General features: G+C 44.6%; 17 protein-coding genes and 1 tRNA gene. 10 read left to right on the top strand and 8 right to left on the bottom strand.

Features of this window, described 5'->3' with window-relative positions:
* Positions 1-16 precede the first annotated feature (16 nt).
* The 7 genes from pth to lolB all read right to left on the bottom strand — a co-directional run bounded on the left by pth (position 17) and on the right by lolB (position 4,724).
* The gene (gene pth, locus EYS00_RS09090; RefSeq protein WP_130636237.1) at positions 17-598 is read right to left on the bottom strand and encodes an aminoacyl-tRNA hydrolase; all 582 of its coding nucleotides are present in this window, start codon (positions 596-598) and stop codon (positions 17-19) included.
* A gap of 5 nt (positions 599-603) precedes the next feature.
* Positions 604-1,227, bottom strand: coding sequence for a 50S ribosomal protein L25/general stress protein Ctc (locus tag EYS00_RS09085; RefSeq protein WP_130636236.1), 624 nt, complete (start codon positions 1,225-1,227; stop codon positions 604-606).
* A 170-nt stretch (positions 1,228-1,397) separates the two neighbouring features.
* Positions 1,398-1,856 carry a ribose-phosphate pyrophosphokinase gene (locus EYS00_RS09080; protein WP_130636235.1) on the bottom strand — a complete coding sequence of 153 codons (459 nt, stop codon included), beginning with the start codon at positions 1,854-1,856 and terminating at the stop codon, positions 1,398-1,400.
* A gap of 277 nt (positions 1,857-2,133) precedes the next feature.
* Complete coding sequence (locus EYS00_RS09075) at positions 2,134-3,081, bottom strand: ribose-phosphate pyrophosphokinase (RefSeq protein WP_130636234.1); 948 nt, start codon at positions 3,079-3,081, stop codon at positions 2,134-2,136.
* Between the two features lie 33 nt (positions 3,082-3,114).
* A tRNA-Gln gene (locus tag EYS00_RS09070) sits at positions 3,115-3,190 on the bottom strand.
* A 5-nt stretch (positions 3,191-3,195) separates the two neighbouring features.
* Positions 3,196-4,077, bottom strand: coding sequence for a 4-(cytidine 5'-diphospho)-2-C-methyl-D-erythritol kinase (gene ispE, locus EYS00_RS09065; RefSeq protein ID WP_130636233.1), 882 nt, complete (start codon positions 4,075-4,077; stop codon positions 3,196-3,198).
* Positions 4,062-4,724: a lipoprotein insertase outer membrane protein LolB gene (gene lolB / locus EYS00_RS09060; RefSeq protein WP_130636232.1), complete on the bottom strand. Its 663-nt coding sequence runs from the start codon at positions 4,722-4,724 to the stop codon at positions 4,062-4,064. The genes ispE and lolB overlap by 16 nt, the downstream gene beginning before the upstream one ends.
* Positions 4,725-4,795: 71 nt before the next feature.
* Between lolB and hemA the strand changes: the two genes are divergently transcribed.
* The 6 genes from hemA (at position 4,796) to kdsA (ending at position 10,999) form a co-directional block, all read left to right on the top strand.
* Positions 4,796-6,070 (top strand): glutamyl-tRNA reductase, encoded by a 1,275-nt coding sequence (gene hemA, locus EYS00_RS09055; RefSeq protein WP_130636231.1) that lies wholly within the window; start codon positions 4,796-4,798, stop codon positions 6,068-6,070.
* Positions 6,071-6,086: 16 nt separating this feature from the next.
* Positions 6,087-7,172, top strand: a complete 1,086-nt coding sequence (gene prfA, locus EYS00_RS09050; protein WP_130636230.1) for a peptide chain release factor 1 — start codon at positions 6,087-6,089, stop codon at positions 7,170-7,172.
* 11 nt (positions 7,173-7,183) lie between these two features.
* On the top strand, positions 7,184-8,026 hold the full coding sequence (prmC, locus tag EYS00_RS09045; protein ID WP_130636229.1) for a peptide chain release factor N(5)-glutamine methyltransferase: 843 nt from the start codon (positions 7,184-7,186) through the stop codon (positions 8,024-8,026).
* 80 nt (positions 8,027-8,106) lie between these two features.
* A complete protein-coding gene (locus EYS00_RS09040; RefSeq protein ID WP_130636228.1) occupies positions 8,107-9,681 on the top strand; it encodes a response regulator in 1,575 nt (524 codons plus the stop codon).
* Positions 9,682-9,714: 33 nt separating this feature from the next.
* Positions 9,715-10,092 (top strand): SirB2 family protein, encoded by a 378-nt coding sequence (locus tag EYS00_RS09035; RefSeq protein WP_130636227.1) that lies wholly within the window; start codon positions 9,715-9,717, stop codon positions 10,090-10,092.
* Between the two features lie 52 nt (positions 10,093-10,144).
* Positions 10,145-10,999 (top strand): 3-deoxy-8-phosphooctulonate synthase, encoded by an 855-nt coding sequence (gene kdsA / locus EYS00_RS09030; protein ID WP_130636226.1) that lies wholly within the window; start codon positions 10,145-10,147, stop codon positions 10,997-10,999.
* Positions 11,000-11,068: 69 nt separating this feature from the next.
* Here kdsA and EYS00_RS09025 read toward each other — a convergent pair whose 3' ends face one another.
* On the bottom strand, positions 11,069-11,338 hold the full coding sequence (locus EYS00_RS09025) for a hypothetical protein (RefSeq protein ID WP_130636225.1): 270 nt from the start codon (positions 11,336-11,338) through the stop codon (positions 11,069-11,071).
* Between the two features lie 214 nt (positions 11,339-11,552).
* On the opposite strand from EYS00_RS09025, the gene EYS00_RS09020 reads away from it, so the two are divergent.
* From EYS00_RS09020 to rlmM, 4 genes are read left to right on the top strand one after another with little or no spacing between them, the layout of a single operon-like run.
* Positions 11,553-12,452: a transcriptional regulator GcvA gene (locus tag EYS00_RS09020; RefSeq protein WP_130636224.1), complete on the top strand. Its 900-nt coding sequence runs from the start codon at positions 11,553-11,555 to the stop codon at positions 12,450-12,452.
* The gene (locus tag EYS00_RS09015) at positions 12,445-13,098 is read left to right on the top strand and encodes an alpha/beta family hydrolase (RefSeq protein ID WP_130636223.1); all 654 of its coding nucleotides are present in this window, start codon (positions 12,445-12,447) and stop codon (positions 13,096-13,098) included. Before EYS00_RS09020 ends, EYS00_RS09015 begins: the two co-directional genes overlap by 8 nt.
* 24 nt (positions 13,099-13,122) lie before the next feature.
* A complete protein-coding gene (locus tag EYS00_RS09010; RefSeq protein WP_130636222.1) occupies positions 13,123-13,509 on the top strand; it encodes a DUF423 domain-containing protein in 387 nt (128 codons plus the stop codon).
* Entirely contained in the window at positions 13,502-14,590 is a 1,089-nt protein-coding gene (rlmM, locus tag EYS00_RS09005) for a 23S rRNA (cytidine(2498)-2'-O)-methyltransferase RlmM (protein WP_242618714.1), read from the top strand. The genes EYS00_RS09010 and rlmM overlap by 8 nt, the downstream gene beginning before the upstream one ends.
* Positions 14,591-14,759: the final 169 nt, after the last annotated feature.

The following is a 14,759-nucleotide window of genomic DNA, read 5'->3' as shown; positions in this document are numbered from 1 at the left end:
GGTTATTCTGTAAAGGCTACCCTTTGTGGGAATGTAGCCGGTTTTGTGCTTGCTTTAGGTCGCCCTTCAACAGTATTTCTGTACAACGAACTGCTTCGTCAATGGCACTGTCAATGGCCTCTTTTTCATCTGCGGGCGGTTTACCTAATACATGGCCGGTAACTCGGCTTTTGTGGCCAGGGTGCCCAATACCTATGCGCAAGCGCAAGAAATTCTTATTGTTACCCAGTTTTGACACAATGTCTCTAACGCCGTTCTGGCTAGAGCTGCCACCTACCTTAAATTTTGCCACTCCCGGTGGTAAATCCAGTTCATCGAAGGCAACTAGGATCTGTTCTGGTTCAATTCGGTAGAAGTTCGCGAGCGCAGCAACGCCTTGACCGCTTTTGTTCATAAAAGTAGTAGGGTAGAGCAAGCGAATATCGTGACCTGCAATGGTGATTCTTGCAGTTTTACCAAAGAACTTAGATTCGGGTTTTAGTGGAGTGTTGTAGGTGCTCGCCAGTTGGTTGAGATACCATTCTCCGGCGTTGTGTCGGGTATTATCATATTCGGGGCCTGGATTACCCAGACCCACGATAAGACGAATATCAGACAAGCTGATTATTCCTCAGTTGCTTCTTCGCTTTCGTCAGAAGCAGCACCTTTAGGCGCCTTAACAGTAACAACAGCTAGGTCGTGTGACTCGTCGTCTTTTGCTAGCTCAACAGAAGAAACGCCTTCTGGAAGTGCTAGGTCAGAAAGGTGAAGAGTTTGACCTAATTCAACGTTAGCCATGTCTACTTCGATGAACTCAGGAAGTGCAGCTGGAAGACAAGTTACTTCAACTTCAGTAGCGTGGTGTTCTGCAACACCGCCTGCCTTGATTGCAGCAGAGCTATCTTCGTTGATGAAGTGTAGAGGCACGTTAGTGTGTACTTTGTGGCCAGCAACTACACGTTGGAAATCTACGTGCATGATTTTTGGCTTGAACGGGTGACGCTGCATGTCTTTAACCAAAACTTCTACAGACTGACCGTCTACATTAAGCGTAAGAACGTGTGAGTAGAATGCTTCAAATTCAGAAGCTTGGAAAACCTTGTTATGAGCAAGGGTGATTGATACAGGCGCTTCTTCGCCACCGTAGATGATACCAGGAAGCTTGTCTTCGCGACGTAGGCGGCGGCTCGCACCTTTCCCTAGGTCAGAACGAACGGTAGCGTCCAAGGTAAAAATTGCTTCAGACATTGACTGTCTCCAAAATAATAAAATGTAATTTGTAGATTTTTGCGACCAAAACCTACGCTATCGGGCTTTTCAACTGCTTAAAAAAGCAAAAAGCCGCCACTCAAAATTTGAGGGCGGCGAATTCTAACACCATAGCACCGCAGTTACAAACGTTATACTGTTGGTTTGAACTACAAAATCGTATTGTTCTGAATAATACTTTTCGCGGCGCTGTCGTCTAATACTTCCACACTAGTCACTTCAAATACAGTTCCGAATTGGGTGATTGTCATCATGTCTGGTTGAGGCGTACCCGAAACTCGAACGATCAATCCGTCTTTTTGGTGAACAGATTCAAGATTGTGAAGGGTATAATGTGCGCCTGACTCATCAATAAATGCAAAAAAGCCACCTTCAACATCTTTGTAAATAATGGTGCCTACTAGTGTTGTCTCTGCCATGCCTGAAGTATCCGATTTTTCTGTTTCTACTGGCGCAATGGTTTGCTCTGCGGGTGTTGCTTCTATACCAGTTGGTGCTGAAGACGATGCCGTCTCATCAACGTCTTCACTGGCTTTTTCATTGCAACCGACAAGGAAAAAGGGAACTGCAATCAATGCAATCAGTGTTTTTGCAGAATTGTTTCGCATGGTTAAATCCATCTATCAATGTTGTGAACGTAACCTAACTTTATCTTCTACGAAAATAAAGGCAAATAATGGCTGAGGTTTTAGAAGGAGACGAATGAGCTAATGTTCATTCAGTTTCGCTGACAATAACTAAGAAATACGAGAGAAGGAGCGATGAGCTTTTTATTGTCATCTAAGGCAAGGATGCTGAAGCTGAGCCCCACGAATGCCGCTAGCGTACAATAAAAAGCTCATCGCTCCCTCTCAAAACGGGCGAATAAGCTGTTGCGCTTTGTTCTTAGTATTCGAACATCGCAGAGATAGACTCTTCGTTGCTAATACGGCGAATCGTTTCTGCTAGCATGCTTGAAAGGGTAAGTTGTTTTACTTTACCTATGGCTTTCATGTCATTGCTTAGTGGAATTGAGTCGGTAACAATGATTTCATCGATCACTGATTCTTTGAGGTTGTTGGCAGCATTACCCGAAAAGATAGCGTGCGTGGCATAAGCGTATACGTTACGAGCACCATGGCTCTTAAGCGCTTCAGCTGCTTTTGCTAATGTACCACCAGTATCAATCATATCGTCAACGATAATACAATCACGGCCGTTCACATCACCAATAATGTTCATTACTTGAGCAACGTTAGCCTTTGGACGACGCTTATCGATAATCGCTAAATCAGAGTCGTTTAATAGCTTCGCAGTTGCGCGGGCACGCACAACACCACCAATGTCTGGGGATACTACAACCGGATCATCAAACTGACGCTGTACCATATCTGCAAGTAAGATAGGTGTGCCGAATGCGTTATCTACTGGTACGTCAAAGAAACCTTGAATTTGTTCAGCATGTAAATCGATAGTCAGTACGCGGTCTACACCGACGTTAGACAGGAAATCAGCCACAACTTTTGCGGTAATAGGTACACGAGCTGAGCGCACTCGGCGGTCTTGGCGAGCATAACCAAAATACGGAATAACAGCAGTGATTCGGCCAGCAGACGCGCGACGCAGGGCGTCGATCATCACGATAAGCTCCATCAGGTTATCATTGGTCGGTGCGCATGTAGATTGAATGATGAAGGTGTCCGAACCGCGGACATTTTCATGTATTTCTACGGCAATTTCGCCATCACTGAAACGGCCAACACTGGCGTTTCCGAGTTTAGTATATAGGCGATCGGCGACTTTCTGGGCAAGTTCTGGTACGGCATTACCTGCGAAGAGCTTCATATCTGGCACAAGTGGTTCCTCAGTGCATTGATAAAAAAGAGGTGGCTGGGGTAGCAGGACTCGAACCTACGAATGGCGGGATCAAAACCCGCTGCCTTACCAACTTGGCTATACCCCAATTGTTCAATTCATGTCCGATGTGGCGTTCACGAGTTTTAGTTTTTCTTGTAATGGTGAGATATTTACACCTTTTGAGACAAAACTTGACCAAGAATTGGGCATAAGTGCCTGAATTTTCTCAGCTTCCATCCTACTCTTAAAGGTAGCAAATACGCACGCACCTGTGCCCGTCATTCGCGACGGTGCGTAGTGTAACAACCACTGTAATAATTTTGCAACTTCGGGATAGCGATCCTCGACGAATTGCTGACAATCATTTCGTGTTTCTTCGAAAGTATAGTCGCTCCATTCCATTATCGGAGTGTTTCTTGGCAGTTCCGGATCGCGAAAAACATCTGCAGTTGAGATGTGAACGCCGGGATTTGCCACGAGGAACCATTGCTCTTTTTGAGGCGCTGGAGTTATTTCCTCCCCAACTCCGCCGGCAAAAGCGGTTAGACCGTGAATAAATATAGGAACATCAGCACCTAGTTGTAGCCCCAAGTTGGCAAGGGTTTTTACTGACAAATTACACCGCCAAAGGTGGTTCAGTGCTACAAGGGTGGTGGCGGCGTTTGACGATCCGCCACCAATACCGCCACCCATCGGTAAGTGTTTTTTGAGAGAGATAGCCACTCCCGAGGTTAGGTTACAGTGTTTAGCAAGTAGCTTAGCCGCTTTAATAATCAAATTATCCTCGTCTGGAACACCTTTTAGTGGTGTTTCCATAACGATATTTGACGAATCAAGTAGGTCAAAGGCTAGCGAATCACCACAATCAAGCATTTGGAATAAGCTCTGAAGTTGGTGATAGCCGTTTTCATACCTGCCCACTATGTGAAGAAATAGGTTGAGCTTTGCTGGCGCAGGCCACCAGTCTTTATCAATTGTTAGTTGATTGTCCATTGGTAAACTTTAATCTTTATTGTTGTGTTTGGATCATACTTTGACGTTAAGGTTACATTGCGAGGCAGCCACACAGTTTGATCCTGCTCATTCTCAACCGCCATGTAATTTTGATAGCTCACCGACCATTGTTCGCATTGATAGCAGAACCCCTCAAGTGTTTTCAGTAGCCCTTTGTCATTTACCGTGTAAGTATCTTCCCGCAATGGTAATCCTTTCATCCAGAAGAGCAGTTGATTGACCGGAACGGTCAGGCCCGACGCTTGATAAATAAGATATGCGGGATCGCTTCCTTCATACGTTTTACCGTCGGCTTTTAATACTGCACCACCATCATTTGATGACAAATTGACAAGGGTGACACCAAGCACGTTTGTTAATCGAAAATTGAAATCAAGTTCATCGGTATTCCAGTTAACTGTAGCGCTAAGCGAGGATTCTGGGCTGATGAAAGCCATTTTTCCTCGTAGCGTCCATGTCGAAATATCAGCAGCCCGTTGTAGTTGAGAGCTCAGGTTAACTGGGTGTTGTGGGCCTGTTGGTCGGTTTGCACAGCCGACAAGAAAAAGGGCAACCACGATAAATAAGGTGGCAATTCGAAGCATGTTCGCATGGGTAAAATAAATCGTAGGGATATGGGAACACATAACAGTCGATACTTTCAATCATTTTGGCTTTTTCGTACAATGCCGCCCCTACGACGTAACCATATGAATCAATGACGCTACTCACCCTAGGTATCAACCATAAAACTGCCCCTGTCGCGTTGCGAGAAAAAGTGGCTTTTACACCAGATTTGCTGGTGGAGGCGTTGGCATCTATGAAAAAGCTGACTTGGGTTGAATCATCGGTGATTGTTTCTACGTGCAATCGCACTGAACTATATGTCAATGCTCCTGATAACAGTGGCGAGGCGCTGATTGACTGGTTGGCGAATTTCCATCAATTAGATAAGGACGCTATTTGCGACAATAGCTATGTGCTGCAAAAAGACGATGCCGTAAAGCACTTAATGCGAGTTGCCAGTGGTCTTGATTCATTGATATTAGGTGAGCCACAAATACTCGGTCAGGTGAAGCAAGCCTTTGGTGATGCAAAACACTCGGGTGTTGTTAACAGTGAATTTGAAAAGCTGTTCCAATGCACATTTTCAGTAGCGAAGCGCGTAAGAAGCGAGACTGATATCGGTGCCAATGCTGTCAGTGTGGCTTATGCCGCTGTGCAGCTTGCTAAACATATTTTTGCTGAGCTGCCAAAACGTTCAGTGCTTTTGGTTGGCGCGGGAGAGACTATCGAACTTGTTGCTCAGCATTTGAAAGAGCAGGGAGTGGGGCGATTAGCGGTTGCCAATAGAACGGTTTCCAGAGCAGAAGAACTTGCGGCTAGTCTCGACGCCAGTGTATACACACTCGCGCAAATCCCTGAACATTTGCACGAATTTGACATAGTGATCAGTTCTACGGCGAGTCAGTTGCCACTTATTGGAAAGGGTATGGTTGAGAAAGCGTTGAAAAAGCGCCGAAACGTACCTATGTTTTTGGTAGATCTAGCCGTGCCCAGAGATATTGAAGCTGAAGTCAATGAACTGGGGGACGCTTACCTGTATACCGTAGATGACCTGCAACATATCGTAGAGCAAAATATTCAAAATAGAGAACAGGCAGCGCAAGATGCTGAAAAGCTTATCGAGCATCAAGCTAACGAATTTTTTACCTGGAAGCATTCACTGCAATCCATAGATTTAGTGAAAGAATACAGAGAGAAAGGCACACAGCAACGGGATGAGCTTGTTGAGCGTGCATTAACGCAGCTTGCGGAAGGAAAGTCCGCTGAAGACGTTTTAAATGAAATGGCGTACAAACTCACCAATGCGTTGTTGCATCCAACGACATTGGCGTTGAAAGAAGCTGCTAAACATGATGAGCCGCATATGAGTCAGTGGTTAGGTCAAGCTCTGGCCTTGTCTGGTAGCTCAGCTGACATAAAGAAATAAGGTAAATACACAAATTATGAAAGAGTCGGTAGTAAGAAAGTTAGAAAACCTGGTAGAACGCTTTGAAGAGGTTCAAGCGCTGCTAGGTGACCCCGACGTGATAGGTAATCAAGACAAATTCCGTGCCCTGTCAAAAGAATTCAGCCAGCTAGAGAGTGTTGTTGCAGGCTTTAATGCTTATCAACAAGCCCAAGAAAATCTATCTTCAGCATTAGAAATGCTTGAGGAAGATGACGCGGAAATGCGTGAAATGGCGCAAGAAGAGTTAAAAATTGCCAAGGCCGATATCGAGCGTCTAGAAACTGAGCTGCAAGTTTTGTTGCTACCTCGCGACCCAAATGACGATCACAACTGCTTCCTTGAAATACGTGCAGGGGCGGGTGGTGATGAAGCTGCAATCTTCGCCGGAGATTTGTTCCGTATGTACAGCCGCTACGCTGAGACTCGTGGTTGGCGTGTTGAATTAGTGAGTGCTAATGAGGGTGAACATGGAGGCTATAAAGAAGTTATCGCTAACCTGAGTGGCGAGGGCGTTTACGGTGTAATGAAGTTTGAATCTGGTGGTCACCGTGTTCAACGTGTACCCGAGACAGAATCACAAGGTCGAATTCACACCTCGGCCTGTACCGTTGCGGTACTACCTGAAATTCCAGAGTCAGAAGCTATTGAGATTAATCCTGCCGATTTACGTGTGGATACTTTTAGAGCGTCAGGTGCTGGTGGTCAGCACGTTAACAAAACCGACTCTGCTATTCGATTGACTCACTTGCCGACGGGCGTAGTGGTTGAATGTCAGGACGAGCGCTCACAACATAAGAACCGTGCTAAAGCCATGTCGGTGCTACAGGCTCGATTGAACCAGATAGAAGAGGAAAAACGCGCCGCTGAAGAAGCCTCTACCCGACGAAATCTCGTTGGTAGTGGTGACCGCTCAGAGCGTATCCGTACCTATAACTTCCCACAGGGACGCGTTACCGACCACCGAATCAACTTAACACTTTATCGCTTGGATGAAGTGGTTGAAGGCGATTTAAAACAGCTAGTTGATCCTATCTTGCAAGAACATCAGGCCGATTTGTTAGCGTCACTCTCTGACGAATAATCCTTCCCTCAATGAGAATAGACGACGCATTAGCATGGGCAAACGGGGAATTACAGGCATCTAGCTCCAGCGATCTAGATGCCAAAGTCTTGCTTTGCCATGTGTTAGACAAACCTACGAGCTTTCTTTTTGCCTGGCCAGAACATGAGTTAGACGATACTCAAAAAAACACATTTATCGATTATGTGAAGCAACGAGCAAAAGGCAAACCCGTTGCATACATTACAGGTGTGCGAGACTTCTGGACACTCACACTAAAAACGTCACCAGTCACCTTAATTCCTCGCCCTGACACTGAAGTGTTGGTTGAGCAAGCGCTATTATGTGCCTCAACTTTTAAAAGTAAGACATTAGACATTTGTGATTTGGGCACCGGCACTGGCGCAATTGCCTTGGCGTTGGCCAGTGAATTGCCAACGTCGCATGTACTTGGTGTGGATTTTGTTGCTGATGCTGTTGAGTTGGCTACACAGAACGCGACGTTAAACAGAATTAATAATGCATCATTTAGACAAAGCAATTGGTTTGATAGTGTTGGAGACGCTAAATTTAATCTAATCGTAAGTAACCCACCGTACGTAGAAACTAATAGTCCCTATTTGCAACAAGGGGATTTAAGGTTCGAACCTGATAGTGCACTTACGTCGGGTGAGGACGGGTTAGAGGACATTCGTAATATTATCCACCTAGCACCATCGTTTCTTGTAGATGCTGGCGCGTTATTGTTTGAGCATGGGTTTGAACAGGGCCAAGCAGTGCGAAATTTGTTTGTGCAACGTGGTTTTTCAGAAGTGAAAACGGTACAAGATTACAGCGGCCTCGACAGGGTAACATTGGGTTATTGGAAAATTTAACCTAGTATGTTTAGAAAAAGTACTGTAATTGTTAAGACTCATTGGTATCTTAGCAATTCGAAATCGCGCAGGATGTTGTAATGGATGATGATTTATTTTTCGCCGACGATGATGATGACATCGTCGAAGAAGAGCTTGGTCGCTGGAAGATCTTAATTGTAGACGATGAACCTGAAGTTCACGTGGTCACTAAATTAGCGCTTAGTGATTTTGAACTAAACGGTAAGTCTCTCGAGTTCGTCAGTGCCTACAATGGTGATGAAGCGAAAGAAATGTTTCGCACGCACAAGGATATTGCCGTTGTTTTGCTAGATGTGGTGATGGAAACTGATGATGCTGGCCTAAAGGTCGCAGAGTATGTTCGCAACGACTTAGACAACCACTTTACCCGAATTATTCTTAGAACAGGTCAGCCCGGGCAAGCACCAGAGCGGGATGTCATTGTTAATTATGATATTAATGATTACAAATCAAAGACCGAGCTCACTGCTCAAAAACTGTTCACTGTAATTATTGCTGCACTCAGATCCTACCGCGATATTATCGTGATTGAAGAAAACAGGGCCGGTCTTGAGAAGATTATTGATGCTTCTGTTGACTTGTTTTCTTCAAGCTCTCTCGAAAAATTTATGCAAGGTATTATTCAGCAGCTCTCGTCTATACTGGGTTGTTCGAAAGATGCCGCTTACATTACTACCGCCGTTGCTGTAACCCCAGACGCCTCTCCTAATCCCATGATTGGTAAAAAGGCTGGGGAGCTTTACGTGTTTGCTGGTAACGGAGAATACGCAGACAAAGAAGGGGTTCCACTCAAAAACGCTGTGACCTCGGAAGAGTACGCGCTATGCCTCGAGGCCATGACGAAAAAAGAAATCGTTTATGCCGAAGATCATGTAGTGGCTTACTGTAATAGTCAATCTCAACAAGGCTCGTTGCTTTATTTATCGGGTTTACCTCGGCGTATTGGTGAAAGCGACAAACATTTGGTGAGACGTTTTTCTAATAGTGTTCAACTTGCCTTTGATAATGTACTGAAAACTATTGAAATAGAGGAAACTCAGCGGGAAATCATTGAGCGATTGGGTAAGGCATTAGAGCATGATGACCCAGGAAGTAGACATTTACTCCGTTTGGCACACATGGCGCACTTGATGGGCAGGGGGATTGGCCTTAGCGAAAGTGCCAATAGAACGCTGAAACTCGCTATACCACTGCACGATGTTGGCAATTCAAAAGTACCTCGAGCAATACTCCGTAAAACTGAACCTCTGACTGAGGAAGAAATCTTTGCGATAAGACAGCATGCCGAGTTTGGTTATCAAATTTTAAAAGATTCCTCCCGACCAACGGTACAACTTGCTGCAACTTTGGCCAAACAGCATCATGAACGTTGGGATGGAGAAGGCTACCCTGATAAAATTGCAGGCGCTGATATTTTGTTAGAGAGTCGCATTGCAACACTCTTAGATGCGTTTGACGCCTTGCTCAATGTTCGCCCGTATAAAGATGCTTGGCCAGTTGACGCAGTCATGGAGATTCTTGAACAAGAAAAAGGCAAGCACTTTGACCCGAAACTAGTTGACTATCTGCTTGCCAATGTCGATAAGTTTATGGCGATTCAAGATGCCTACCCTGACGAGCCAGAAACCGATTAATCCAATAATAATATTAATAAGGCGTAGTAACCTATGTATATGATGGCTAAACACATCCATTTGACGGCAGTAGCGCTGAGTATTCTGCTTTTCGTTATTCGATTTGTGTGGTCTCAGTTTAATGCTGATGTTTTGCAAAAGAAGTGGGCGAAGATCCTTCCCCACGTGATCGACACCTTTTTACTTGTTAGTGCTATCACGCTTTGCGTTATTCTCTCTCAATATCCGTTTGTCACCGCATGGGTAACCGCAAAATTAATAGGTGTTATTGCCTATATAGTACTTGGGTTGTTCGCACTTAAGAAAGCCTCTACAAAAATGGGTAAATGGCTGTGCTTTGCCGGCGCGCTCGCGGTGTTGGCGTTCACAGCTAAAGTCGCAATTCTTAAACAAGTCCCTTTTATTTCATAATTTTATCGTCGTGCAATAGTGCACGACGATGACACAACACAGAAAATTATCTATGTCAGTTTCGAATCAAGTGATAAAGGTTGGTAACATCGAGGTTGCCAATCATCTTCCTTTTGTACTCTTTGGTGGAATGAACGTATTGGAGTCTCGTGACCTTGCAATGAGGATCGCCGAACACTACGTCAAAGTCACCGAAGCACTTAACATTCCCTACGTGTTTAAAGCGTCTTTTGATAAAGCTAACCGCTCTTCTGTGACTTCGTATCGCGGTCCGGGAATGGACGAAGGCTTGAAAATCTTTGAAGAGATCAAGCGCACTTTCAACGTGCCTTTGATTACCGATGTTCACGAGCCCCATCAGGCAGCACCCGTCGCTGAAGTGGTCGACGTTATTCAGTTGCCAGCTTTTTTGGCTCGCCAGACTGACTTAGTCGTCGCTATGGCAAAAACAGGTAATGTGATTAACGTTAAAAAGCCCCAGTTTTTAGCACCTCATGAAATGCGTCATATTATTGGTAAGTTTAGCGAAGCGGGTAACGACAATATAATTCTTTGTGAGCGCGGTAGCTGTTTTGGGTACAATAATCTTATTGTCGATATGCTAGGTATGGATGCAATGAAGTCTTACGCGCCGGTTATTTTTGATGCTACACACGCGTTACAAATGCCTGGAGGTAGAGCAACGTCTGCAGATGGCCGTCGAGCTCAAGCCGCGCAATTAGCGAGAAGTGGTATGGCGTTAGGTCTAGGTGGCTTGTTTATTGAAGCACATCCAAATCCGGATGAAGCAAAGTGTGATGGTCCGTGCGCTTTACCGTTGGCAAAATTAGAACCTTATCTAGCGCAAATGAAAGCGCTTGATGACCTTGTTAAGTCTTTCGAACCGTTAGATACCAGTAATACCTAGCGAGTGGTTTGTACCGATACAATGAGTTAAGTTTCATTGTATCGGCCAAAAACCAGGTGTGAATTGGGCTTATTCAGCGCTAACTGGTGCCTCTTCGTAATTCATCGCTAGTAGACGCTTGGGCTGTGCTTGAGATAAAGCTTCCAGCAAAGAGTCTTTTGATTGTTGTTGCACTGAAATATGTGCGTCATTTACAGGCAAGATTTCCTGTAGGTTAATGCTAGATATTGCTTCGATAACTAGCGCTTGAAGCTCAACGGGTTGTGGTTGTTCTACAGCCTGAGCGGTTACGCTAAAGCATGCTAAAAGAGATAAACCTAATAAACGTAATTTTTTCATGTTCACACCTAATTAAATTAATATAAAATGTTAACGTTAATGTTAAATTTATTAACGTAAATGAAATGTAAAAATCTGAGTTTTAAATGGGATTTTTGCTTTCGGGGTGAATATTAGACATTTGCTGGTCAAAAATAAAACGAATTAAAGTATGGCTTGTCATTAGAAAAACTTATGCTAATGTCATGCTGATGTAACAAGAGAAAATAAAGTCATGCAGCGACGTTTACCCCCTCTCAATGCGCTCAAAGCGTTTGAAGCCGCGGCTCGCCACCTAAGTTTTACCAAGGCTGCCGATGAATTATTTGTCACTCAAGCTGCGGTAAGCCATCAAATCAAAGCACTTGAGGAATACTTATCCATGAAGTTGTTCCTCCGACGTAACCGTACTTTGCTGTTAACCGAAGAGGGGCAGTCGTATTTTCTCGAGCTCAAAGATATCTTCAAGCACTTGCAAGAAGCGACTGAACGACTAGTGGCCAAAGGAAGTAAAGGTGCAATCACTGTGGCCATGCCTCCGAGCTTTGCGAGTATTTGGTTAGTTCCCCGTATCAACAGTTTTTCGGCGATTCACCCGGATATCGACGTGCGGATAAAAGCGGTAGATTTTGATGAAGGTTTTTTAGAAGACGATATTGACGTGGCCATTTATTACGGCAAGGGCCGGTGGAGCGGCGTGCAAGCAGACAAACTGCATCGAGAGTTCCTCACGCCATTGTGCTCACCAAGCTTGTTCAATGGCCCTAAACCTTTAAATGATTTAACTGACTTAAAACATCACGTGCTTTTACACGATGAAACCCGAGCTGCGTGGAAAAATTGGTTGAAGCAAATTGGTGTACCGGGTGTCAATGTAAATCATGGTCCCGTATTTAGCCACTCTATGCTCGTCTTACAAGCGGCTGCCCTTGGTCAGGGGATCGCTCTAGGAAATACCGTGCTAGCCAGACCAGAAATAGAAGCTGGACGTCTCATTATGCCCTTTGAAGACAAACTAGAAAGTAGGGAAGCTTTTTATGTGGTGTGCGATGAGTCTCAAGCAGAACTCGGAAAAATTGCTGCATTCCGTGATTGGATCTTAGCGTTAGTTGAAGAAGAGCAAGACGATGTTTGATACTCAGGTATTCACCGCAGTTAATCCAAAAGCAAGGTTTGTATTTGCGCATGGTGCTGGGGCTGGTATGCACCACGACTTTATGCAACAAATGGCCACTATGCTGGCAAGCAAAGGCACAGAAGTCGTGTTGTTTAACTTCCCCTATATGCAAACTATAAACGAGACGGGGAAGCGCCGTCCTCCCGATAAACAGCAAAAGCTCACTGATCATTTTGATGCCCTGTTAAATCACATCAAAAATGAGAAGGACGATTTGCCGCTCTTTATTGGGGGAAAGTCAATGGGAGGCAGAATGGCAACCTTATTGGCAGATCAGTATCAAACGGCGTCAAACTCACTCGCAGTGAAAGGCGTTATCGTTTTCGGTTATCCGTTTCACCCACCAGGGAAACCTGAAAAGCTTCGCGTGTCACATTTGGAATCTCTTGAGACACCAACGTTAATCGTGCAAGGAGAGCGAGATACTTTTGGTACACAAACTGAAGTACTCGGTTATTCATTGTCATCTGTGGTCAATTGTGAATTTATGCAAGATGGCGATCACAGTCTAAAACCCCGTAAGGCAAGTGGTCGTACTTTGGATGACAATCTAGAGCAGGCCGCTACACTAGCTAACGAGTTTGTCTCAAATCACCTTAACTGATAATTACTCGGGTGAAATCTTTACATGTTAATTAAAAAAAATCTGTTGATGATCGGCGCGCTTCTGGGCGGGCTTGCGGTAATATTGGGGGCATTTGGCGCCCATGGTTTAAAAAGTGTGTTGTCTGCAGCGCAGTTGGTAACATTTGAGACAGCGGTTCGATATCAAATGTATCATGCCTTGGCAATTTTAGTCTTACCCAGCCTGCTAAGTGTGGCTAGTGTTAAATGGTTAACTCGCGCTGCTATTGCCTTTCTCATTGGGATTTTTTTGTTCAGTGGCAGTTTATACATGCTTGTTATGACGGGTATCAAACTGTTTGGGCCGATAACGCCTCTTGGTGGAGTAGGGTTCATTATTGGCTGGCTGTGTGTAGCAATGTCCATCAAAGTAGGTAATAGCAATGAATAGCATACTGGCCTACTGTCGCCCCGGCTATGAGAATGACACCGCCAATGAGCTGACCTCGTTGTATAGCGAGCGTGGTATTTATGGGTATCCCGATTTTATTCCAAAACAGGGTTTTACCAAGTTCCAATTATACGAGGCTGAAACCCTTGATAAAGCGCTAAAAGCTTATGCAATCGACCACACTGTATTTCCGCGACAGCTCGTTGCTGTGTTTGCAAGCACTCAGCATTTAGAGAAAGAGGACAGAGTAGGGCAGCTGTTGGCGCTGCTTGAGGACTGCGAGGTTCCAGATATTACTTTCGGTGCCTTTGATGTGGAATATCCAGATACGGAAGACGGAAAAACACTGGCTAAGTTTTGTCGGAAGTTTACCGTTCCTATGCGACAAGCCCTAAGAAAAAAAGGCATTTTGCTTCCTAAAGAAAACATCAATAAGCCAAAACTGCATATTTTCTTCGAGAGCTTTGCTACTTGTTACATTGGTTACAGCTACCCAACCCACTCGTCTCCTCATCACTTGGGTATATGTCGTTTAAAATTTCCTGCAGAAGCACCCAGTCGGTCTACGCTCAAATTAGAAGACGCCATTGTAAACATGCTTACAGATAAAGAGCGTAACCTCGTTTTTCGAGAGGGGGCACGTGGGGTAGACTTGGGCGCATGCCCGGGGGGATGGACCTATCAGCTAGTGACGCGCGGAATGTATGTCGAAGCCATTGATAATGGATTAGTGGATGAAAGTTTAATGAAAACTGGTTTGGTTGAGCACTATGCAGCAGACGGTTTTACGTATAAACCACAATATGGCCGTGTAGATTTGCTGGTTTGTGATATGATCGAACAACCCGATAGAGTTGCTAAGCTCATGGCGAATTGGTTAGTCAAAGGTTGGACGACCCACGCCATTTTTAATTTGAAGCTGCCGATGAAGCGCCGCTTTGAAACCGTAAGCGAAGCAATGCAAGCAGTTAAGGCGTGTTTAAACGAGACAAGTGATACGTTTAACATACGCGTTAGACATCTCTATCACGATAGGGATGAAGTAACCGTTACCGTTATCCGCACTTCAAAAGAGGTGTGATTGTGTATTGGTTAAAAAAATATCGATTTTTATTAAATTGTTGATATTTATAGTTATTATTTGTTATTGGCCCGTGATTGGGAAAACTGAGCATCAGTTTGTGCATAAAAAGGTATAAATGTGATGCAAAAATCCTTTATAATCCGGCCGTTTTTTTACTCTGAACCAA

The organism is Alteromonas sp. KUL49 (assembly GCF_006538345.1).
Lineage (GTDB): Bacteria > Pseudomonadota > Gammaproteobacteria > Enterobacterales > Alteromonadaceae > Alteromonas.
The sequence above is the reverse complement of the archived record's forward strand: the minus strand, read 5'-3'. Positions and strand labels throughout refer to the sequence as shown.

Coding starts and splice junctions, on each gene's coding strand:
- prmC (WP_130636229.1), top strand. CDS start 7,184: ATGAGAATAGACGACGCATTAGCATGGGCAAACGGGGAATTACAGGCA.
- ispE (WP_130636233.1), bottom strand. CDS start 4,077: ATGGACAATCAACTAACAATTGATAAAGACTGGTGGCCTGCGCCAGCA.
- prfA (WP_130636230.1), top strand. CDS start 6,087: ATGAAAGAGTCGGTAGTAAGAAAGTTAGAAAACCTGGTAGAACGCTTT.
- EYS00_RS09010 (WP_130636222.1), top strand. CDS start 13,123: ATGTTAATTAAAAAAAATCTGTTGATGATCGGCGCGCTTCTGGGCGGG.
- EYS00_RS09040 (WP_130636228.1), top strand. CDS start 8,107: ATGGATGATGATTTATTTTTCGCCGACGATGATGATGACATCGTCGAA.
- EYS00_RS09025 (WP_130636225.1), bottom strand. CDS start 11,338: ATGAAAAAATTACGTTTATTAGGTTTATCTCTTTTAGCATGCTTTAGC.
- hemA (WP_130636231.1), top strand. CDS start 4,796: ATGACGCTACTCACCCTAGGTATCAACCATAAAACTGCCCCTGTCGCG.
- EYS00_RS09085 (WP_130636236.1), bottom strand. CDS start 1,227: ATGTCTGAAGCAATTTTTACCTTGGACGCTACCGTTCGTTCTGACCTA.
- EYS00_RS09035 (WP_130636227.1), top strand. CDS start 9,715: ATGTATATGATGGCTAAACACATCCATTTGACGGCAGTAGCGCTGAGT.
- EYS00_RS09080 (WP_130636235.1), bottom strand. CDS start 1,856: ATGCGAAACAATTCTGCAAAAACACTGATTGCATTGATTGCAGTTCCC.
- rlmM (WP_242618714.1), top strand. CDS start 13,502: ATGAATAGCATACTGGCCTACTGTCGCCCCGGCTATGAGAATGACACC.
- EYS00_RS09020 (WP_130636224.1), top strand. CDS start 11,553: ATGCAGCGACGTTTACCCCCTCTCAATGCGCTCAAAGCGTTTGAAGCC.
- EYS00_RS09015 (WP_130636223.1), top strand. CDS start 12,445: ATGTTTGATACTCAGGTATTCACCGCAGTTAATCCAAAAGCAAGGTTT.
- lolB (WP_130636232.1), bottom strand. CDS start 4,724: ATGTGTTCCCATATCCCTACGATTTATTTTACCCATGCGAACATGCTT.
- kdsA (WP_130636226.1), top strand. CDS start 10,145: ATGTCAGTTTCGAATCAAGTGATAAAGGTTGGTAACATCGAGGTTGCC.